The 20,049-nt window shown below is 29.2% G+C and carries 22 protein-coding genes; 5 read left to right on the top strand and 17 right to left on the bottom strand.

Annotation, left to right across the window (positions count from 1 at the left end):
- Window positions 1-3: 3 nt before the first annotated feature.
- The 13 genes from LXN10_RS01340 to LXN10_RS01280 form a co-directional block, all read right to left on the bottom strand.
- Window positions 4-684 carry a YggS family pyridoxal phosphate-dependent enzyme gene (locus LXN10_RS01340; protein WP_375724169.1) on the bottom strand — a complete coding sequence of 227 codons (681 nt, stop codon included), beginning with the start codon at window positions 682-684 and terminating at the stop codon, window positions 4-6.
- A gap of 8 nt (window positions 685-692) precedes the next feature.
- Entirely contained in the window at window positions 693-1,745 is a 1,053-nt protein-coding gene (gene rseP, locus LXN10_RS01335; RefSeq protein WP_375724168.1) for an RIP metalloprotease RseP, read from the bottom strand.
- A gap of 9 nt (window positions 1,746-1,754) precedes the next feature.
- Entirely contained in the window at window positions 1,755-2,297 is a 543-nt protein-coding gene (gene pgsA / locus LXN10_RS01330) for a CDP-diacylglycerol--glycerol-3-phosphate 3-phosphatidyltransferase (RefSeq protein WP_375724167.1), read from the bottom strand.
- Complete coding sequence (locus LXN10_RS01325; RefSeq protein ID WP_375724166.1) at window positions 2,297-3,076, bottom strand: enoyl-ACP reductase; 780 nt, start codon at window positions 3,074-3,076, stop codon at window positions 2,297-2,299. Before LXN10_RS01325 ends, pgsA begins: the two co-directional genes overlap by 1 nt.
- Window positions 3,076-3,963: a 4-hydroxy-tetrahydrodipicolinate synthase gene (dapA, locus tag LXN10_RS01320; protein ID WP_375724165.1), complete on the bottom strand. Its 888-nt coding sequence runs from the start codon at window positions 3,961-3,963 to the stop codon at window positions 3,076-3,078. Before dapA ends, LXN10_RS01325 begins: the two co-directional genes overlap by 1 nt.
- Before the next feature lie 9 nt (window positions 3,964-3,972).
- Window positions 3,973-4,446 (bottom strand): globin, encoded by a 474-nt coding sequence (locus LXN10_RS01315; protein ID WP_375724164.1) that lies wholly within the window; start codon window positions 4,444-4,446, stop codon window positions 3,973-3,975.
- Window positions 4,418-5,698: a M16 family metallopeptidase gene (locus LXN10_RS01310; RefSeq protein ID WP_375724163.1), complete on the bottom strand. Its 1,281-nt coding sequence runs from the start codon at window positions 5,696-5,698 to the stop codon at window positions 4,418-4,420. Before LXN10_RS01310 ends, LXN10_RS01315 begins: the two co-directional genes overlap by 29 nt.
- Before the next feature lie 70 nt (window positions 5,699-5,768).
- Window positions 5,769-6,830 carry a quinone-dependent dihydroorotate dehydrogenase gene (locus tag LXN10_RS01305; protein ID WP_375724162.1) on the bottom strand — a complete coding sequence of 354 codons (1,062 nt, stop codon included), beginning with the start codon at window positions 6,828-6,830 and terminating at the stop codon, window positions 5,769-5,771.
- A gap of 55 nt (window positions 6,831-6,885) precedes the next feature.
- The gene (locus LXN10_RS01300; protein WP_375724161.1) at window positions 6,886-8,595 is read right to left on the bottom strand and encodes an ABC transporter ATP-binding protein; all 1,710 of its coding nucleotides are present in this window, start codon (window positions 8,593-8,595) and stop codon (window positions 6,886-6,888) included.
- Between the two features lie 68 nt (window positions 8,596-8,663).
- On the bottom strand, window positions 8,664-9,965 hold the full coding sequence (murJ, locus tag LXN10_RS01295) for a murein biosynthesis integral membrane protein MurJ (protein WP_375724160.1): 1,302 nt from the start codon (window positions 9,963-9,965) through the stop codon (window positions 8,664-8,666).
- Complete coding sequence (locus tag LXN10_RS01290) at window positions 9,955-11,508, bottom strand: endonuclease/exonuclease/phosphatase family protein (protein ID WP_375724159.1); 1,554 nt, start codon at window positions 11,506-11,508, stop codon at window positions 9,955-9,957. Before LXN10_RS01290 ends, murJ begins: the two co-directional genes overlap by 11 nt.
- A gap of 80 nt (window positions 11,509-11,588) precedes the next feature.
- A complete protein-coding gene (locus LXN10_RS01285; protein WP_375724158.1) occupies window positions 11,589-12,242 on the bottom strand; it encodes a ferritin family protein in 654 nt (217 codons plus the stop codon).
- A gap of 77 nt (window positions 12,243-12,319) precedes the next feature.
- Window positions 12,320-12,757, bottom strand: coding sequence for a Dps family protein (locus LXN10_RS01280; protein ID WP_013135918.1), 438 nt, complete (start codon window positions 12,755-12,757; stop codon window positions 12,320-12,322).
- A 247-nt stretch (window positions 12,758-13,004) separates the two neighbouring features.
- Here LXN10_RS01280 and LXN10_RS01275 point away from each other — a divergent pair, with 247 nt between their 5' ends.
- Window positions 13,005-13,409: a Fur family transcriptional regulator gene (locus tag LXN10_RS01275; protein WP_375724157.1), complete on the top strand. Its 405-nt coding sequence runs from the start codon at window positions 13,005-13,007 to the stop codon at window positions 13,407-13,409.
- Window position 13,410: 1 nt separating this feature from the next.
- On the opposite strand, the gene LXN10_RS01270 is transcribed toward LXN10_RS01275, so the two are convergent.
- A complete protein-coding gene (locus LXN10_RS01270; protein ID WP_375724156.1) occupies window positions 13,411-14,331 on the bottom strand; it encodes a calcium/sodium antiporter in 921 nt (306 codons plus the stop codon).
- Window positions 14,332-14,751, bottom strand: coding sequence for an rRNA maturation RNase YbeY (gene ybeY / locus LXN10_RS01265; protein ID WP_375724155.1), 420 nt, complete (start codon window positions 14,749-14,751; stop codon window positions 14,332-14,334). It abuts the gene before it with no gap.
- Between the two features lie 117 nt (window positions 14,752-14,868).
- Between ybeY and LXN10_RS01260 the strand changes: the two genes are divergently transcribed.
- Window positions 14,869-15,273 carry a thioesterase family protein gene (locus tag LXN10_RS01260; protein WP_375724154.1) on the top strand — a complete coding sequence of 135 codons (405 nt, stop codon included), beginning with the start codon at window positions 14,869-14,871 and terminating at the stop codon, window positions 15,271-15,273.
- 14 nt (window positions 15,274-15,287) lie between these two features.
- Here the strand turns inward: LXN10_RS01260 and radA are convergent, their stop codons facing one another.
- Window positions 15,288-16,637, bottom strand: a complete 1,350-nt coding sequence (gene radA / locus LXN10_RS01255) for a DNA repair protein RadA (RefSeq protein ID WP_375724153.1) — start codon at window positions 16,635-16,637, stop codon at window positions 15,288-15,290.
- Window positions 16,638-16,893: 256 nt separating this feature from the next.
- Here radA and LXN10_RS01250 point away from each other — a divergent pair, with 256 nt between their 5' ends.
- The 3 genes from LXN10_RS01250 (at window position 16,894) to LXN10_RS01240 (ending at window position 17,879) form a co-directional block, all read left to right on the top strand.
- Window positions 16,894-17,154 carry a hypothetical protein gene (locus LXN10_RS01250; protein ID WP_375724152.1) on the top strand — a complete coding sequence of 87 codons (261 nt, stop codon included), beginning with the start codon at window positions 16,894-16,896 and terminating at the stop codon, window positions 17,152-17,154.
- Window positions 17,154-17,375 (top strand): hypothetical protein, encoded by a 222-nt coding sequence (locus LXN10_RS01245; RefSeq protein ID WP_375724151.1) that lies wholly within the window; start codon window positions 17,154-17,156, stop codon window positions 17,373-17,375. Before LXN10_RS01250 ends, LXN10_RS01245 begins: the two co-directional genes overlap by 1 nt.
- Before the next feature lie 72 nt (window positions 17,376-17,447).
- Window positions 17,448-17,879 carry a hypothetical protein gene (locus LXN10_RS01240; protein ID WP_375724150.1) on the top strand — a complete coding sequence of 144 codons (432 nt, stop codon included), beginning with the start codon at window positions 17,448-17,450 and terminating at the stop codon, window positions 17,877-17,879.
- A gap of 919 nt (window positions 17,880-18,798) precedes the next feature.
- On the opposite strand, the gene LXN10_RS01235 is transcribed toward LXN10_RS01240, so the two are convergent.
- Window positions 18,799-19,899 (bottom strand): hypothetical protein, encoded by a 1,101-nt coding sequence (locus tag LXN10_RS01235; RefSeq protein WP_375724149.1) that lies wholly within the window; start codon window positions 19,897-19,899, stop codon window positions 18,799-18,801.
- Window positions 19,900-20,049 lie beyond the last annotated feature (150 nt).

The raw sequence follows: 20,049 nt of genomic DNA, 5'->3' as shown, positions 1-20,049 counted from the left end.
AGTCTATTTAAATAGACTTGAACCTACTCGAATCATATTTGAACCACATGCAATAGCTAATTCAAAATCTCCACTCATCCCCATAGAACAATATTTTGCTCCAAATGGTGCTAATTCATCAAAGATTTTCTTAGTTGTTTCAAAAGATTTTTTTATAATATCTTCATCTTCAACATGAGCCCCAATGCTCATAACACCTTTTAAAGTTATATTTGGACAAGTATCAATTATCTTTTTATAAACTTCAATTGCCTCTTCTGGTATAACACCGGCTTTTGATTCTTCATAAGCTGAGTTTATTTGAAGTAGGGCATTTATCTTTTTATTCTTTGCTTCTAGTTTTTTGTTAAGTTCAATTGCTAATTCTAAAGAGTCAATTGATTGAATCAATGTTGGATTTAAATCAATCAAATTATTGATTTTATTTTTTTGAAGTCTTCCAACAAAATGCCATTCCAATGGTAACTCTTCAAGTTTTTCCATTTTATCTTTTAAATCTTGCACTTTATTCTCACCATAAGCTCTTTGACCTGCACCATACAAAGTTGCTACTTCTTCTGATTGGCTATATTTGCTAATAGCTATGATTTTTACTATGTGATGATGAGAAACTTGAAGTCTTGCAGCCTCAACTCTTTCTATTAATTTGTCTAAATTTTCTACAGCTAACTGTTTTGTTAACATTTATTCTCCTACTTTAATAATCTACTGATATCGTTATAAATACCCAAAAGCATAAGAGAACCAAGAATTACCCATCCTACAACAGTCAAGTACATAAATACTTTATCACTTGGTTTTCTTCTTGCAATTATTTCATAAAGGTTAAACATAATATGCCCACCATCAAGGGCTGGTATTGGAAGAAGGTTTAAAACTCCTAAGTTCACTGAAATAAGAGCTGTAATTGTTAATAATGCAATAATACTTGATTGACTAGCTTCTGAAATTACTTTTCCAATTGTTATTACTCCACCAACTTCACTACTTGGAATTACACCTTGTATTAATTTTTGAACACCTTTAAAAATCATTTTTGATGATTCTACAGTTGTATCATAGGCAAAACCTAAGGCTTCAATTGGAGATAAATTTAATTTTACTACTTTTGGAGCAGGGGCAATACCTATCATTCTTTTTTTGATTTTTTCTTTAAATATATTTTCACTATCACTTATATGTGGGTTTATGATTCTTGTAATAACTGCACCATCTCTTTTAATATAAAATTGAAGAGCACCTTTTGACTGTACAATATATTTTCCAACTTCATTCCACTGTTTTACATCTGTATTATTTATTCTTAAAATTTCATCATTTACTTTTAATCCAGCTTTTGCAGCAGGTGAATTAGCTACAACTTGACCAATTGTCGGACTTAAAGCATTTGCCCCAATCATTGCAATTGTAAAATATAAAATAGCTGCAAGTACAAAGTTAGCAAAAGGACCAGCAAAAAGTATTATAATTCTTTGCCAAGGCTTTTTGTTGTTATATGAATCATTTCCCGCTTCTACAAGACCTGGTTTTGTATCATCTTGGCCTTTCATTTTAACATAACCACCAAGAGGGATTAATGCAAACTGCCAAGATGTTCCCATCCACTGTTTAGAAAAAAGTTTTTTTCCAAAACCTATTGAGAATACTTCCACTTTTATTCCAAAGTATCGTGCTGCTAAAAAGTGTCCTAATTCATGGAAAAATACCAAAAATGAAAGAACAAGTAAAAAAGTTATAGTACCCACAAATATCCTTTAGTTTTTAAAATAGTCTCTTATATATTCATATCCTGAATATAGTGTTAATATAACTGCAAACCAAAGTAACTCAGTTCCAAAAGGCCAATTCATAATTAAAAAACCAATAGCAATCATTTGAACTACGGTTTTTATTTTTCCTGCCATTGTTGAGGCTACATCTTTGCCTTCACCAATTGCAACAACTCTAAGTCCTGTTATAAAAAACTCCCTTGAAAGTATTAAAAATATAGCCCATGCACTTGCTCTATTTATAGCTACAAGCCCTACAAATCCTGCAAGCATAAGCATTTTATCTGCAAGAGGATCTAATATACCACCAAGTTTTGTTATTTGATTCCAAGATCTTGCTATATATCCATCAAAAAAGTCTGTAACTGAAGCTATTACAAAAATAAGTCCAGCAAAATAATCAAGCCAAGAGGGATGCCAAGTAGAAAAGATTGCTGAATCTCTATCAACTAAAAACCACAACATTAATGGTGCTAATGCTATTCTTAAAAGTGCTAAGGCATTAGGCAGATTTAATTTTTTTGTCATTATCTAAATGTTGTCCCACCATCTACGATTAGAGTATGACCTGTAATCCATGATGCATCACTTGTACATAAGAAATAACATGATTGTGCTAAGTCTTGAGGTTGACCAATTCTATTTAATGGAGAGTATTCAGCAGTTTTTGCTTTTACTTCTTCATAGTTTGTAAATGCTTTTAGCGCATCTGTATCAATTGGACCACCAGAAACTGCATTTACTCTAATACCATATTCACCAAGTTCATTTGCAGCATATTTAACCATAGCTTCAACAGCAGCTTTATTTGTACCATGACCTGCATAGTTTTCAATATATACTAAATTTCCTGTACTACTTAAACTAACTATTGCTCCACCACCAATTTGTTGCATTCTTTTTGCAGCTTGTTGTGCACCACAAACAAAAGCATTTACTGTTGCTGTATAGATATTATTTAATCCTCTTGGTTTTAGTTTCATAAATTTACCATATCCACCAACAACTGCTCGTCCATAAATCATAGCATTAGAGATAAAGAAATCAACTCTATCAAAATCTTTATCGATTTCTAAAAATAATTCTTTATATTTTTCTGGTTCTAAGATATTAAAAGGGTATGCTTTACATTTTACACCATATTTTTCTTCTACATCTTTACAAATATCTTCTGCAAACTGTTTGTTTGAATTATATGTAAAAGCTACATTAATACCATTACTTGCAAATTTGTAAACACACTCTTTTCCAATACCTTTTGTTCCACCAGAAATTACTAATGTTTTTCCCTTCATCTCACTACTCATTATTTTATTACCTCATAATTTTTAATTATTTCTTCAATTTTTTTCATATTTTCTAAGCTTGGTTTTGTAAGTGGTAATCTATACTCTAATGTATCCATTAATCCAGCAATATACATAGCCGCTTTGATTGGGATTGGGTTGTTTTCACAAAACATAAGTTTATTTAGTGCATATAGTTCATTATTTATAGCTCTTCCTGTTTCATAATCACCTTCAAATACACTTTTTACTAATTTACTTTTGTAATTAGGAAGTAAATTTGCAGTAACTGAAATAATACCTTTCCCACCATTTGCAAGCATTGGGAAGTCAATAAGATCATCACCCGAAACTACACAAAAGTCAGCTCTTTTTGCATTTAATTCAATTGCTCGCTCTAGACTTCCTGTTGCTTCTTTGATTGCATAGATATTTTTAATATCATCAAATAATCTAATTGCAGTATCTGCTTCAATATCTACTCCAGTTCTTCCTGGAACATTATAAAGCATAACTGGAATTTCAACAGACTCGGCAATTGCTTTGTAGTGTTGATAAAGTCCTTCTTGCATAGGTTTGTTATAATATGGAGCAACAGATAATATTCCATCAGCTCCAACATTTTGTGCATGTTTTGCTATATCACAAGCTTCATGTGTAGCATTAGAACCAGCTCCTGCTATAACTTTTACATTTGTTCCTTTACAAACTGAAACTGCAATTTCAATACACTCTTTATGTTCATTATGTGATAAAGTGGCACTTTCTCCTGTTGTTCCAACAGGTACCACTGCATCTATACCTTGTGCTATTTGTCTTTTGATTAAATATTCATAGCAAGTAGCATCAACTCTTCCATTTTTAAATGGAGTGATTAATGCCGTCATTGCTCCGGTAATTATATTCATTTACTTCCTTTATACTTTTACTATATCTTCTGGTAATTTGATTCCAGTATCTACATTTACTGTATGTTTTGAAAATCTTTCTAAATATTCCCAAAAACTTTTTTTCGCTTCTTCTGAAATTTTAACATCTTTTAGTACATCTTGCATACAACCAAGCCATTCTGTTCTTGCTTTTTCAGTTATTGAAAAAGGCTTATGAGCTTTTATCATATCAAAGTGACCCACTTCATCTGAATAATACTTTGGACCGCCACAAGCTTCTATAAAAAACTTCACATTATGAGACTTGACCTTTTCTAACTCTTTTTCATCTTGAGGGAAAAAGTTAGAGATGTCACTTTCTACTAATAAATCATAGAAGTTATTAAAAAGCTTAATTAGACCATCTTCTCCCAATTCTTTATAAAACAAAGGTTTAGGTAGCTCATAATGAGGCTTTTCACCAAAGTTTGTTTTACTTATCTTGTAATCCACCCTTCTCATCCTTTCTTAAAATTAAAGTTGTTGAATTGTCTTCTTGTAAATATTTTTTTGCAACTTTTACAATATCTTTTATTTTTAAGTTTTGAATGTTTTCTTCATATGAAAATAGAGGTTTAATATTATCTTTAACAAAATAACTTCCATATAATGAAGCTACAGAACTAGAGCTTTCAAGTGAAAAAATAAAATCAGCTTTTGTATTTATTTTTATTTTTTCTAAATCTTCTTGTGAAATTTTTCCCTCTTTTATCTCTTTTATTATTTCTAATATCTCTTTCTCAACATCTTGGGCTTTTACACCTTCATTACAGGTTGCCATAAATATAAATAATCCAGGATCTTTTAGTTCAATATTATATGCATATACTGAATTTACCAATCTTTTTTCATCTATTAGTCTTTTTTCTAAAATAGAACTTTTTCCAGAACTTAAAAGCTCACTAAGAGCTGATAGGGCTATTTGGTCTTTATTTTCAAAGTTAGGTATATGATATGCCATAGCTAACATTTGAACTTGGGAATCTTTATTTATTATAATTCTTTTTGCACCATCTTGTTTAGGTTCAACTGTATAAACTTTTGATGGGATATCTTTTTTATTTTTTATATCTTTAAAATATTTTTTAACTGATTTAAAAGCATCATCTTTAGATATATCTCCCGCAAGTACTACAATTGCATTTTTTGGTTGATAATAAGTACTATGAAAATCTCTAATATCTTTTATTGTCCAATTTTTAATGTCATCTGTAAATCCAATTGGAGTCCAATGATATGGGTGATAAATATAGGCATTATTGAAAAGTCTGTATTGTAAATATCCCATTGGATTATTATCTGTTCTCCATCTTCTCTCTTCTGCTACTACATTTCTCTCAGGTTGGAACTCTTTATCTTTTAATGTTAAGTTTTCCATCAAATCTGCAAAAAGCTTTAATGATTTACCCATGTTTTTTGAACTTGATTTTATATAATAGTGTGTAAAATCAAATGAAGTAGAAGCATTATTTACTCCACCAAATCCTTTTACTATCTCATCAAATTCACCAGCTTTTAGGTTTTTTGTTGATTTAAAGTTTAGGTGTTCAAGCATATGTGCTATTCCACTTTTTCCCATAACTTCATTTCTACTTCCAACTTTATAAAAAATGTCTGTTGAAACAACATTTGAACCATTTTTCATAGGTATTACAACTATTTGTAATCCATTGTCTAAAGTTTTTGTAAAATATTTTGGTAAGCTATTACTCATTAATTCTCCTGCGAATATAAATAGAAGTGAGAATTGTATCAATATCAATTTAATCACTTATTAATCCTCTTTATTTTTTTAAATCAGCACCAATTGCTTGATTAATGTTTGAAAAACCATCTTCTTCAAGCAGTTTTAAAATTCCTTCATTTATTTTTCTAACCATTGCTGGACCTTCAAATATAAGTCCAGAATATACTTGGATAAGTGAAGCACCTGCTTTGATTCTTCTATAAGCATCTTCAGGTGTTGAAATACCACCAACAGATATTAAAATAGTTTTCCCAAATAACTCTTTTGCTATTTCTTTAAATAATTCATATGATTTTTCGCATAAAACAGCACCACTTAGTCCACCAAAGCTTTGACATCCTGGAAGTAAATCATAATCAATAGTTGTATTTGTAGCAATAATCCCAGCAGCTCCTGCTTTTACAGCAGTTTTGCATAAGTCTATTGCAGTTTTAGCTTCCATATCTGGAGCTATTTTTAAAAATATAGGTTTATCAGTAAGTTCTTTTCCCATAGTAAAAAGTTCTGTTATAAACTTCTCATTTTGTAAATCTCTAAGATTTGGTGTATTTGGACTAGATATATTTATAACTAAATAATCACTAATATCTTTAAATTTATTTATTAAAATCTTATAATCACTCAATGCCATATTTTCAGGTGTTGTTTTATTCTTACCGATATTTGCACCCACTGGAATCACATAAGGAAAAACTTTTCTAAGGTTTTTAGCTACATCGTATGAACCTTTATTATTAAATCCCATGGCATTTTGAACTGTTTTTTGTTCTGGATATCTAAACATTCTAGGTTTTGGATTTCCATCTTGTGCTCTTGGAGTCATCGTTCCAATTTCTGTGTAACCAAAGCCTAAAGCCATCATTGATTCTATCATCGTAGCATTTTTGTCAAATCCAGCAGCTAAACCAACAGGATTTTTAAAAGTTATGCCTAAAATATCTTGAGATAATTTATGGTCAAATATAAAGTTTTTATTAACCATATAGTTATTTAAACTTCGGCAATAAGGCAATTTTGTTAGTCCAAATTCAGCAAGGTGATGTGCAGTTTCTGGCTGAAATTTAAATAATACTTTTTTTAATGTGTTATAGCTAAACAAATTTTTCCTTTTTTTAATCAATTATTTTATCTAAAACTTTGTAAATATTTCTTTATTAAATATTTGCTAGGTTATGAAGTCTTTGATACTCTTTACAATTATTCAATAATTGCTCTTCATTACCTTGACAAACTATTTTCCCACCTTGAAACACAGCAATTCTATCTGCGCTTTTTATAGTACTTAATCTATGTGCTATTACAAATGTGATTTTGTCTTTACTAACTTCATCAATAACTTCTGAAATAATAGATTCACTTTCATTATCCAGGGCTGAAGTTGCTTCATCTAAAATAAGTATTTGTGGGTTTTTATATAAAGCTCTAGCTATTGCTATTCTTTGTCTTTGACCTCCACTTAGGTTTGTCCCAAATTCATCTAGTTTTGTATGAACTCCATTTTCAAGTGACATTACAAAATTATAAGCATGTGCTTGTTTAAGTGCATCAATAACTTTTTGTTCATCAAGCTCTTGTCCATAGGCTACATTTTCAGAGATTGTATCATTAAAAATATATACTCTTTGTGTGACAATTGATATTTGGTCTCTAAGTGATTTTATATCAATATTTTTTATTGATTTATCATTAAAAAGGATTTCACCTTCACTTATTTCATAAAATCTAATGATTAGATTTACCAATGAAGATTTACCTCCCCCACTATCTCCAACTAAAGCAATTTTTTCACCCCTTGAGGCTTTTAAATTAATGCCATTTAAAGCAGTGAAGTCATCATATTTTAACTGAGTATTTTTAAATTCAACTGTTTGTATTTTTGTAGGGAATTCATCATTTCCAGTTAAAATAGTAGCTTTAGTATTAAATATTTCATTAACTCTTTCACTAGCTGCTAGGGCATCTTGCATTTTATTGTATAAACTTGATAATCTTTTTATTGGAGTATAAAGCATAAAAAGGGCTGTCATAAAAGAGAAAAAAGAACCAACAGTTAGTTCTCCTTGTATCACTTCTCTTCCACCTACAATAATTACAACAGCAATAGCAATAGCACCTAATGTTTCCATTATAGGAGACACTAGTTCATTTGTTTTTACTGATTTTATATTTATATTAAAAAAATTTTTATTATGAGCTTGAAATTTTTTAGCTTCTAAAAACTCTGTTGAATTTGCTTTAATTATCTCTATGTTATTAAAAGTCTCACTTAAATTTGTAGTAATATCAGAGTTTGATTCTTGTGACCTAAAAGATAGTTTTTTCATCTTTTTAGCCAACACAGTAAGGGGATAAATTGCCATTGGAAGTACAACTAAACCATAAAATGCTAATTCAGCACTTTGGTATATAACAACTCCAATTAAAGCAATAATAGTAAGGCCCTCTCGAATAATCTCAGCTATTTGACTTGAAACTGCTGCCTGGATTCTATTTATATCATTTGTAATTCGTGAGATTAGTTCTCCACCATGTTTTTTTTGAAAAAAATCGATATCTAAGGTTAATACATGGGCTAAGAGTTTGTCCCTAACAATTCTTACAATATCTTGTCCAATATAAGAGATATAATAGGCTTGAATATAACCTCCAAAGCCTTTTGCAAAGTATAATCCAATAACCATAAAGGGAATAGTATGTAACATCTCAGCATTTTTTGCTATAAATATTTCATCAAGTAGTGGTTTGATAACATAAGCACTTCCACTAGTACCACCAGCAACTAGTGCCATACCAATAAAAGCGTAGAAAAATTTTAAAATATAATTTTTATAATAAGGTATATATTGTTTAAAAAATTGTCTCATTAAATTCCTGAAATCTTTTGTGATAAAGGCAGATTATATCTAAAATATTTAATAAAAAGCTAAAATTTTTATTTGCTAAAAATAAGTTGTTTAAATTTTATAAATCCAAACTCTTTTATTGTAAGAAAAAATAGAATAAATCCACTTAAAGTGGAAGCAAAAGCTAATCCTGCTGCTCCATAAGGGGTGATTAAAAGAAGTGAAAAAACTATATTAAAGCCAAGTGCTTTCATAGAGATTTTTGCAGCTAAAAATTGCTTTTCATGTGAGTATAACCAAAGGGAAAATATCTTTGCTATTCCAAAGGGAATAAGTCCTATTAAATACATACTAAGTATCAAAGCTGTATTTGTAGTATCTGCACTTGTGAATGCACCTCTTTGGAAAAGTAATTGAACTATAAATTTATCAAAAACAATTCCTATAAGAGTTGAGCAGGCTAGTAAAGCTGTTAATATTATAGTTGATTTTCGCATTAGTCTTAAGGCATTATCTTCATCTTTATTTTTAATAGCTCGTGCAATCATAGGAAAAAGTGCAGTTGAAGTTGCTATTGCAAAAAGTGCTAAAGGAAGCTGAAAAACTCTATTTGCATAGTATAAATAAGAAATAGAGCCAGTTACTAAAAATGAGGCTAACCAAGTATCTAAAAATGCAGAGATATGTGAAGTTGAACTTCCTACTGTAGCACTTACAAAGTTTTTGTAAAATTTATTTTCACTTATGTTTATTTTATTGAAAGTAAAAACTTTAAGTAAGTTTTTCTTTTTTATAGCAATAAGATGTACTAAAATTTGTAATAATCCACCAACTAAAACACCATAAGACATGTAATATGTTATCTCATATTTTCCTAAGTCTTTTGATAAAAGAAGTGCTGCTATTAGTGCTAGATTTAATAGGGCTGTTGAAAAAGCAGTAGTAGCAAAGTGATGTTTATACTGTAAAAGAGCAGCCATAAATGTAACTATAAATATCATAGGCAAATAGTAAAAGTTTATTGCCACAAGGGGTGCTGCTAAATCTACAGTTTTAGTATCAAACCCTAAAGCTATAACATGTGTGATAAACTTTGAAAATAGGGAGACTAAAAGTGAAAGAAATAAAATAAGAGCTAAAAATTGTAAAAATATGGCACTAGTAAATCTTATTTTTTGTTTTGTTTTTGCATATGCTGGAATAAAAGCTTGTGTAAAAGCACCTTCTGCGAAGATTCTTCTAAACAGGTTTGGTAGTTTGAAAGCTACAAAAAATATATCAGAATATATATTTGCTCCTAAAATAGAAGCAGTAAGTAAATCTCTTACAAAGCCCAAGATTCTTGATACTAAAATTCCACTACTATTTGTAAAAATAGATTTAATCAGCATATTTATAGTCACTTTTTTTATAGAGTATTATTTGTGGTTTTGATTTATAAAAACCTAAATGAGCGTTTATTATAGTAATTTTTTGCCCATTTTTTGGTAAAAGTTCTTTATTCTTTGCATAAACTCTTATTTTTCTTTTTTCATTTTTAAAAATATAGTTTAAATAGTTGTTATGCATAAGCCCTGAGATGTTGCTTATAACTTCATTTTGAAACTTATTTTCCAATATATCATATTTAGAAGCATCTAAAAAAAGAGATTTTTTATCTAGCATATCTTCTTGTCCATCTAATATTTGGAAATCATTTATTTCTAATAGTCCATTGAATCTTTTAGTTTGATTTATTTTTATGGTGTAATTTTTGTCATATTCTAATTTTGATACATCTTTGTAAACAAATATTGCTCGGTCATTTTTTTGTTTTATGATGGCTACATTATCTGTTTTATACACTAAGTTTATATCAGATAAGAGGATAGGAAAAGAGAGATTGTTTTTACTGTAAAGTTCACTTATCAAATCAGCTTTTACTGGTATTTGTTTTTTTACTTTGTCTGTTGTAAATGTTGCATAAATAGGCAAATGATCAGAAAAACCTCTGTTTTGATGAATATTATTTTTTATTTTCCATCTAAATATTCTTCCATTTTTTATTAAATATTCTGGTTTAAAGACTTGAAAGCTATCATTTACATAGGAGATATTTTTATCATCAAATAAAGCTTTTGGTAAAACAATATTATCAGGAGTCTCATTTTCACCCCTAAATTTATAAGAAAATCTTTGATTATAATTTAACTCTAACCATAGATTGTAATGTACTTTTTTATCATAATTTAAAATATTATTTTTAGAGATAAACTTGCCTTTTATTGAGGTATTTAAAACATCATTTATACCTGTTAAATCATAAGTATTATTTAGTTTTGAGTATTTGAAAGTTTCAAATTCATTGTAATTTGAATTTAAATCTCCTAAAATAACATAATCAACATCTTCATTTAAATTTTTTATATAATCTTCTATAGCTTGAGCATATAAAACTCTTTGGCTCTCTTGCTTTCTTTTTGAGGGCCAATGATTATTAAAAATGATAAATTTGTGATTATCTATATTTAATGTTACTTTTAAAATAGGGCGATTTACTTTTGAGTGTTTTACATCAATAAGTTCATAATTTGTTATTTCATATTTACTTAGTATTCCAAGTCCTATGCTTGAAGTTTTGTATTTTTTGAAAATTGAATATTTGTATTGGGGTAATTTTTTCGAAAGGTTATCAAAGGCTTGTTTTGATTCTACTTCTTGTAAAGCAATAACATCTTTATCTAAGTCCTTTATTACTTTTACTATGTGCTTTAGTTTTGTGTTATATGTCGTTTGATTCCAGTTTGATTTAGTATTTGGAATAAACTCTTTATATTCTGTTTTGTCATATTTTAAATCAAAGAAATTTTCCACATTATAAGAAGCTACTGTAAAATCTTTTGCAAGAGTTAGGTTATATGTAAAAAATATTAGAAATATAGTTCTTATTATCATAAGGGATTATATAGTTTATACTATTAGATTATGTTGAGATTTAGGTTATTTGAACTTAACAAATAACCTAAAATAAGATTTTATTTTTTAGAGTTTAATCTTGATTGATACTCTTGAGGGTGTTTACATACAGGGCACATTTTAAGAGCTTTTTTACCTCTATGAACATGTCCACAAACTTCACAAATCCACTCTTCCTCTTCATCTTCGCTAACATATTCAGCACCAGAATCAAGTCTTTGTTTTAAACTTTTGTACATATTTTCATGTTCTATTTCGATTTTACCAATCATTTCTAACATTCTTGCGATATCTTTATGACCTTCTTCTTTTGCAATTTTTGCAAAGTCTGGATACATAGTTGTATTTTCGTAATTTTCACCATCAGCTGCAAGTTGAAGATTTTCACTTGTATTAGCAAACTCTCTATCATAATTTAAAACATTGTAAGCTTTATATTCTAGTTTAGCATGCATTTTTTCATTATTGGCAGCTCTTTGGAAGTGTTCAGCAATATCTCTGTATCCCTCTTTTTGGGCAACTTTTGCATAATATTCATATTTATTTCTAGCCATTGATTCACCTGCAAAAGCTTTCATTAGAACGACTGATGTTAAATCAGTCGTAATACAGGCCATCTCTTCGCCACAGCAAGATAGAGTTCCTCCACCAACATTTGATACTTCTATTATATTTCCACATTTATTACATTTATAAGATTCGTGTTGTCTCATTATTTTTCCTTATATATAAGTTTTAGATGAATTTAATCATTTAAAGATTATATTTCATCCAAACTTAAATGCAAGAATTAGTTAAGTGTTGCTTTTATCATCCAGATGCTTTTTTCTAAATGTGCAACATTTTCATCTGCAAATGCAACAGTAGTATTATCGTTGTTTTCATTTGCCAATGTTGATAGTTTTTTAAATTCTGACATAAATATTTCAAAGTCAGCTAATATATTTTCTAATACATATTTTGCATCAAAATCAGTTTTTTCATCTTCTTTTATAATTGATGTTTTTGATAATTCACCTAATAACACAATTGGTTTATCTCCTAATTGTAATAATCTTTCTGCTGTATCATCATATATTGAACTAAATTCACCATAAATTTTTTCAGTCATTTCATGTATTGGAAAGAACTGCATACCTTTTATATTCCAATGGTAGTTATGTACTTTTGTAAACATTACAAGAGAACTTGCTTGGATAACTTTTAATTGTTTTGTTAAATTTTTCATTTTAATTCCTTTTTTATTTTGTGGATAATTTTTTTCCTTTGAGAATTCTAATAGAATATAGCTTAAAGGATAATTATTTTCTTTTGATAGTTTTTATTAATAATAAAAGTATAAATTTTGATTTTCATTCTTAATTTAAAATAATAGTTAAAGAATAATTATTTTCTTTAACTAAAGTTTATCTTACTTATACTACTATTCGAGTATTAGTATAAAACTATTATACATATATTATAAAGGAGGCGTCATGGAAAATTCTAGTAGATTATTAAAAGAGTTTAATTTGAAAGTAACACCTCAAAGAATAGCTATAGTTGAAGAACTTTATCACAAAGGTCATATAAATATTGATGAACTTTATGCAAGTATGTTAAGTAAGTTCCCTTCAATTTCACTAGCAACGATTTATAAAAATGTAAATTCGATGGTAGAGAAGTTTTTTATATCTGAGGTAAAAATACCTAATGAAAAATCTGTTTATGAACTGATAAAAGAGGAACACTCTCATTTAGTTTGTGAAAAGTGTAAAAAAATCGAAGATATAATTATAGATACTTCTAGTGTTTTAAAAGAATTAGAATCTCAAAGTAAATTTAATGTAAAACATGCAAATGTAGTTTTTACAGGTGTATGTTCACAATGTGCAAAATAGCTTAAAAAAAGCTATTTTGTACCACTAATGCAAATACAATTAACAATGCAATACCCGCACTTTTATTATACATTTTATTAGCAGTAATAAATACTAACATTATTGATAAAATCAAAGCTGCCACTATATCAAATAAGTTTGCACTTAAATTAACATTCAATGGATTAACCATTGCAGATAATCCTAATACCATCGTAAAATTAGCAACATTAGAACCTATAATATTTCCGATTGCTAAATCAGCTTGATTATTAAGTGCTGCTTTTATCGAAATAGTAAGTTCCGGTAAACTTGTACCAAAAGCTACTAAAAACAGTCCAATTAACCATTCACTTATACCAAAACTTCTTGCAATATTTGTAGCACTATCAATTGCAAAATCAGCTCCACCTATTGTTAAAATAAAACCTATAGCTAGAAATAGTCCTGATTTTCCCCATCCAAAAGGTTCTTTTTTTAATTCTTCATCTATTGCATCTACTTGATTTGAAGAGATTAGAAAAAGTAAGAAGGCACACATTAATAGTAAGAATAAAATACCATCAAAAAAAGTTAACTTTCCATCTATACTCATAAGTATAAAAACAAAAATAGGAAATAATGACCAAGCCGAATCTTTGGCAAAAAGGTCTCTATCTGGAATTATTTTTTTGGCTAATAAAAATACTGAACCTAATACTAAAGAAATATTAAAAATAGTACTTCCAATTACATTTGCAACAGCAATGTCAGGACTTCCTTTTAATGAAGCAGATATGGATACAGCCATTTCTGGTAAACTAGTACCAACGGCAACCAAGGTAGCTCCAATAACAAAAGGTGAGATTTTATAATGTAGTGCAATTTTTTCACTTTGTTGTATTATAAAATCAGCTCCAAAGATTAAAGCTGTCATTGAAATAATAAAAATTAAAATATCCATTTATGAATTCCTTACAATTAAACTTTTCGGAAGATTGTATTTTTTGATTAATTCTTCTTCTTTTTCTCTATGTTCACCATTATCAACTTCATGATCATAACCCAATAAATGAAGCATACCATGGATGAAAAGAAGTGTTAATTCATCTAAAAAACTGTGATTATACTCTTTAGCTTTATCTTCCACAAAATCAACAGAAATGACAATAGAACCTAAGGGCATATTTGGCATATCATAGTCAAGAGGGAAGCTAAGTACATCCGTTGCTTTATCTATATTTCTATGCTCTTTATTTAAAGTTTGTATTTCATCATTGTATACAAGTATTAGTTCAATATCTTTTGGACTTAGTTCATTTTTTATTATTTCCAATGAGCTTATATCTATATCAATTTTTGTTTGATTATCAAAGTCAATCATCTTTATCCATTTATTTTTGGCGGATTATAGCTAAATTAGTCAAATTAGTAAATAAAGGACATTTTTTGTCTTTAAGTAAATAAAATATAAAATATAAAAAATCAAAGGAGTAAAAATATGGAATTAGAAATTGGAGCAAAATCTAGTATTGAATTTAAAGTAGAAGATAAAGATTTAGCAAAAAACTTACAAATCTCACCTGAAGATAATTTTCCAGAAGTATTTGCAACAGCTAGAATGGTAGCACTAATGGAGTGTTCGGCTGCAAAAATCTTAATACCATTTTTAGAAGAGGGTCAATTATCTGTTGGAGTTGAAGTAAATATAAAACATCTAGCCCCAACACTTAGTGGTGATACAGCTATTTCAACTGCAACTTTTGAAGGTATGGAAGGAAAACTTTATAAGTTTAGTTTAGAAGTTGTTGATTCTGGTGGAGTAATAGGAACTGGTACTCATACAAGAGCAATAGTGACAAAAGATAGGCTTATGAGTGGGGCTAATAAAAGAGTAGGGAAGTAAAAAGATTTGAGCTATTAAAATAGCTCAATCATTTTTACCACTTCATCCACTGGGAAGATTTTTAATTTTGTTTTTAAATTTGTTTTTTGAGCAACTATTGCTTTTGTAACACCTTGCGCACTAGCCTCTTTTAGTCTCATATCTATAGAATATACATCTTTTATCTCACCTGTAAGTGAAACTTCACCAATAAATACTGACTCTTTTGAAATAGGTCTATCCCTAAATGAACTAATAATCGAAGCAATCACAGCCAAATCAGCAGAACTCTCTTTTATCTTAATACCACCACTTATATTTATAAATACATCATAGTGATTTAGAGGTAAATCAAGTTTCTTTTCAAGTAGGGCTAAAAGCATGTTTAATCTATTTACATCAAATCCTGTAGCACTTCGTTTTGGGTTTGGATAAGTACTTTCACAAACTAAGGCTTGTACTTCTATAATAAGTGCTCGGCTTCCTTCCATAACCACAGTCAAAGCAGAACCACTTTGGGGTTTACTTTTATCAAAAAACTTAGAGGCTATGTCTTTAGCACTTATAAGTCCTTCAGCTGTCATCTCAAAGATACCTATCTCACTCGTACTTCCAAATCTATTTTTAAAGCCCCTTAGCATTCTAAGTTCTTTTGATGATTCTCCTTCAAAGTATAAAACTGTATCAACCATGTGTTCTAAAACTCTAGGTCCTGCTATGCTTCCATCTTTTGTGATATGTCCTATGATAAACATAGCGATATCAGATTCTTTTGCTTTACGCATAAGTTCAAATGTTATCTCTCTTACTTGTGAAACAGAACCAGGAGCAGAGGTGAGTGAACTAGAATAGATAGTTTGAATAGAGTCAATTACTACTGCTTCATAATTTTGTCTTAATAGTTCTTCTTGTATCTCTTCTAGTTTGATTTCAGATAATAAATAAAGGTTATCACTATTTGCATCAAGTCTATTTGCTCGAAGTTTTATTTGTCCCATACTCTCTTCACCCGAGACATAAAGAACTTTTTTACCTGATTGTGAGATGTCACCTGCTACTTTTAAAAGTAGGGTTGATTTACCAACTCCTGGACTTCCACCTATAAGTGTAAGGCTTCCAGGAACTATTCCTCCACCTAAGACTAAATCAAATTCATGGTTATTTGATGAAAATCTGATGATGTCATCTTGTTCTATTTGGGTTATTGGTCTTGCTTTTGATGTTGTGTTTATTATTTTTGATGTTTGTTTTAATACTTCTTGTTGTTCGGTATTGAGTTCAACAAAGCTATCCCAACCTCCACAAGATGGACATTTTCCCATCCATTTGGTAGCTTGTTCTCCACAGTGCTGACACTCAAAAAGAGTTGTTTTTTTCTTAGCCATATTTTTTCCTTATAATCACAAGGGGATTTTATATTATTTTTGTTTAATTTTTTGTACTTTAGCATAAAAAGTTGGTGGGGTTTTAAAATATTGCAATTTGTTATTTTATTAATTATAGAATTAGTAAAATAAGTTATTAATAGGTTTTGTGAAATATTTAATAACAAATATTTAAAATGTATAGACATTAATCATTTTAAGTATAAGTTATATAGAATATATGATTAATTAAATAGTTATGTATAAAAGGTCAACGATGTTTACACCTGAAATAATAGATGAAACTAATAATGAGTTTATTTTGGTTGCAAATCATAATATAGAATCAATCGAGCAACTTGAATTAAGTATCCAATATAATAAATCTCGTATTAATTATGGTAAATCACATTTGCCAAGTCATATCAATATTTGTCGTTTAATCTATGATTTAAGAGGTCAAAATGTAGCTGATGATTTTCAATCTAAAATTATAGATGAGTTATCAGATATAGCAATATTGGAGTTCAAAATATAATGGGTTTACAAATTATTCTAAAAGATACAAATGAAAATGAAATATATTCTATTTTAAATACTGTAATTGAAAATTCAGAGTTATTTCTTATTAATGAAAACTTATATGGAATATCAATACCGACAAAAATCATTGATACCATTGGCGAAGACAAAATATTTACCTTACTAGATAAGTTTATATACTATTTTCTATGGGACGGTAAGTGGTATAATACATAACAAATCAATGGAGCCAATAAATTACGCTCTGGGGAATTTATTGGCTTACTTCAACCGTTAGGTGACATAATTATGGATATATCGAAAATTTTAGATAAAGAATTTACTTCACCTTTAAGTGGAGAATCCTATGGAATAGCTGAATCTTTTAGTGGTGCTTTACCAAATGGATTTTCGGTAAAAAATTGTGGTGAGCCTTTTGCATATGATAGTTGTGGAAACATATTCACAATAAGAAATAGCGAAATATTTTTTTTGGATCATGAAACAGATGACTTAATTTTAATTTCGAAAAATTGGGATGAGTTTATTTCAGGGTGTATTGAACCTGAGGAAATAGAATTAGATGAAGATCAGATTCTATCTGTATGGGTTGACCCTGATTTCGCTAAGGAAGAGGGCATGGACATACCTTCCGACGGTTGGCTTAAGCGTACACCTAACAAAAACATGGAACACAATAATTTACCCATCGGAAAAATTATCGCTGACGACAAATGTTAGATTACAAAAATCTAGAACAGAATATAAATTTATTTCTTTATTCTCATGAACACCTGACGGTATTTGCTTTTCTTACTTTTTAATCTCAAAAAAGTAAGCAAAAAAGACTGCCGAATTGATGAAGGCGAAGCTTCCTAAGCTTTTAGTCTTTCTTTTCTGCGTTCGAAGACTCGCTAAAAGAGTGTATTTAGCACTCTTTCTTCACGCTCAAACATATTCTCACTTTTCACCGAAAATAAAGCCTAAAATCTTAGCTTCATCAAAGGCAGAAAGAAATCCATTACAATTCTAACTGTGAATTTATAAAGTAATATTTTGACACCAAATAATATTGCTACAGATGCAGGAGCCGAATGTTGGAACCAAAGGTGGGATAAGGATATTTGCATTTTTGATTTGTTTAGAACCCTAATTTTGCATTTTTAAATTTACATATGATAGTTTGAACTTTTTTTCTTCCCAGACTTTGATGAAGCCGAAAGTTAGATGTTTATTTTCGGTAACGCCCGAAACTGTTTGAGCGTTAAGAAGAGTGCTAAATGCACTCTTTAGCGAGTTTTGCAGGGCAGGAAATAAATATATAACTGTAGGGTAGCTTTGCCTTCATCAACTCGTCTGGTTGCTTTTTGTCTTACTTTTTACAATTAAAAAGTGAGAAAGCGAAGAACTTGTTCTTCAAGAGAATAAAAATTATTTTTATCAATTATAAATTATCATAAAGTATATTTCCAATCTAATTTATGATACAAAATATTTTTTACCATTGTTTTTGATAAGTTTGCTTTTTTGAAGTCATTAATAAATTTTTTATGACAAAAAAGAGTCATCATTTTTTTAACTCATTTAAGTCTAATTCTTCAATATATTTATTTTCCAAAATATTTTTCCTCTGATTAACTATCAAAAGGCAAACTTAGCTTTAGGCAATTATATCAATGGAGTTTACAACTCCTGCCCCTGAACCATCATTTTTCACAAAGATTCCATTGCTTTTTTGCACGGCAGTGGTTTCATTGATGGCAGTTTGATACTTAAATCCACTTTGAACATCTCCCAAATAAATGGCACCTACATTTTTATCAAGCAGTGAGACTAAAGAGTGTTGTCCTCGCTCATCAATACTCCATATTTTTAGTTTGTCAAAAACGGCATCATTTTCATCTATCCAGTTATTTCCATCGCTGTCGTATTGTCTTAATTCTGCAAATCCATCGTTGGTATTTGGTCCAAACAGTTCACTGCCATTGTCAATTTTTCCATTTTGATTCTTATCCAAAGCTAGATATCCTGCTCCTTTCATAAGTTGAGGGATCATCTCGGTGCTTCCATCATTGTCCAAATCGAACATAAAATGCAGATTGCTTATGTTATCAAAAGCATTTACATCTTCACCATAGTTAATCACCAAAGGATCAATGGCTAGCTTTTGCTCTGTGAGCAATTTGCTATTTCGTGATTCGTGTAATTCTTTTGAAAAAGAGATATCGATATTAAAATTATAGGTATTGTTCGGTGTTTTTATTGCAACTGATGAAGAAAAATCAATGGTCTGTTTTTGATGGTACTCTTCTTGGGTTTGAACGAGTGTCATTACTGTTTTTGTTTTTTGTTGGGGGTTATAAGGATTTGAAAAATCAGAAATAGATTGTTCTGATGTAGATGTTTGATTGGGATAGTGGAGTGCTTCTATTTTTGGGTCAAGTCGCAGTATCAGCATTTCAATCATAATTTTTTTAATGCGGTCTTCTAAACTGAGATGATCTTCATACTTATATATCGCACGATTATTTTGAATCATAATAGAATCAGAGGTTTCTATTTTTAAGCTGGATTGAACACTACTTTTCTCTGAATCATTGTCTCCAGTAGAACTATTCGTAGAGATTATTGCAGAATGTTCATAGGTGGTTTTGTTTTGATAACTACTACTTATTGAATTTTCGAGAGACCTATTTTGTACTTGTTTAAGGGTAAAATCATTTTTAGAATAGAGCGAAACCTGTGAATTTTCTATAATCATTATTAATCCTTTAATCTAATTATAAGAATTGTAACATTAAATAAAATAATTGTCAATATTATTTTATTTAAAAAAAGTAAGAAAGAGGAAAGATTTACCTCTTCAAGAGAAAAAAATTATTTTTAGTTGTTATAAATTATCTCAAAGTTT

This window comes from Arcobacter iocasae (assembly GCF_042214795.1).
In the GTDB taxonomy this organism is placed as follows: domain Bacteria; phylum Campylobacterota; class Campylobacteria; order Campylobacterales; family Arcobacteraceae; genus Arcobacter; species Arcobacter iocasae.
The sequence above is the reverse complement of the archived record's forward strand: the minus strand, read 5'-3'. Positions and strand labels throughout refer to the sequence as shown.

Coding starts and splice junctions, on each gene's coding strand:
- LXN10_RS01340 (WP_375724169.1), bottom strand. CDS start 684: ATGTTAACAAAACAGTTAGCTGTAGAAAATTTAGACAAATTAATAGAA.
- pgsA (WP_375724167.1), bottom strand. CDS start 2,297: ATGACAAAAAAATTAAATCTGCCTAATGCCTTAGCACTTTTAAGAATA.
- LXN10_RS01325 (WP_375724166.1), bottom strand. CDS start 3,076: ATGAGTAGTGAGATGAAGGGAAAAACATTAGTAATTTCTGGTGGAACA.
- dapA (WP_375724165.1), bottom strand. CDS start 3,963: ATGAATATAATTACCGGAGCAATGACGGCATTAATCACTCCATTTAAA.
- LXN10_RS01315 (WP_375724164.1), bottom strand. CDS start 4,446: ATGAGAAGGGTGGATTACAAGATAAGTAAAACAAACTTTGGTGAAAAG.
- LXN10_RS01310 (WP_375724163.1), bottom strand. CDS start 5,698: ATGAGTAATAGCTTACCAAAATATTTTACAAAAACTTTAGACAATGGA.
- LXN10_RS01300 (WP_375724161.1), bottom strand. CDS start 8,595: ATGAGACAATTTTTTAAACAATATATACCTTATTATAAAAATTATATT.
- murJ (WP_375724160.1), bottom strand. CDS start 9,965: ATGCTGATTAAATCTATTTTTACAAATAGTAGTGGAATTTTAGTATCA.
- LXN10_RS01290 (WP_375724159.1), bottom strand. CDS start 11,508: ATGATAATAAGAACTATATTTCTAATATTTTTTACATATAACCTAACT.
- LXN10_RS01285 (WP_375724158.1), bottom strand. CDS start 12,242: ATGAGACAACACGAATCTTATAAATGTAATAAATGTGGAAATATAATA.
- LXN10_RS01280 (WP_013135918.1), bottom strand. CDS start 12,757: ATGAAAAATTTAACAAAACAATTAAAAGTTATCCAAGCAAGTTCTCTT.
- LXN10_RS01275 (WP_375724157.1), top strand. CDS start 13,005: ATGGAAAATTCTAGTAGATTATTAAAAGAGTTTAATTTGAAAGTAACA.
- LXN10_RS01270 (WP_375724156.1), bottom strand. CDS start 14,331: ATGGATATTTTAATTTTTATTATTTCAATGACAGCTTTAATCTTTGGA.
- ybeY (WP_375724155.1), bottom strand. CDS start 14,751: ATGATTGACTTTGATAATCAAACAAAAATTGATATAGATATAAGCTCA.
- LXN10_RS01260 (WP_375724154.1), top strand. CDS start 14,869: ATGGAATTAGAAATTGGAGCAAAATCTAGTATTGAATTTAAAGTAGAA.
- radA (WP_375724153.1), bottom strand. CDS start 16,637: ATGGCTAAGAAAAAAACAACTCTTTTTGAGTGTCAGCACTGTGGAGAA.
- LXN10_RS01250 (WP_375724152.1), top strand. CDS start 16,894: ATGTTTACACCTGAAATAATAGATGAAACTAATAATGAGTTTATTTTG.
- LXN10_RS01245 (WP_375724151.1), top strand. CDS start 17,154: ATGGGTTTACAAATTATTCTAAAAGATACAAATGAAAATGAAATATAT.
- LXN10_RS01240 (WP_375724150.1), top strand. CDS start 17,448: ATGGATATATCGAAAATTTTAGATAAAGAATTTACTTCACCTTTAAGT.
- LXN10_RS01235 (WP_375724149.1), bottom strand. CDS start 19,899: ATGATTATAGAAAATTCACAGGTTTCGCTCTATTCTAAAAATGATTTT.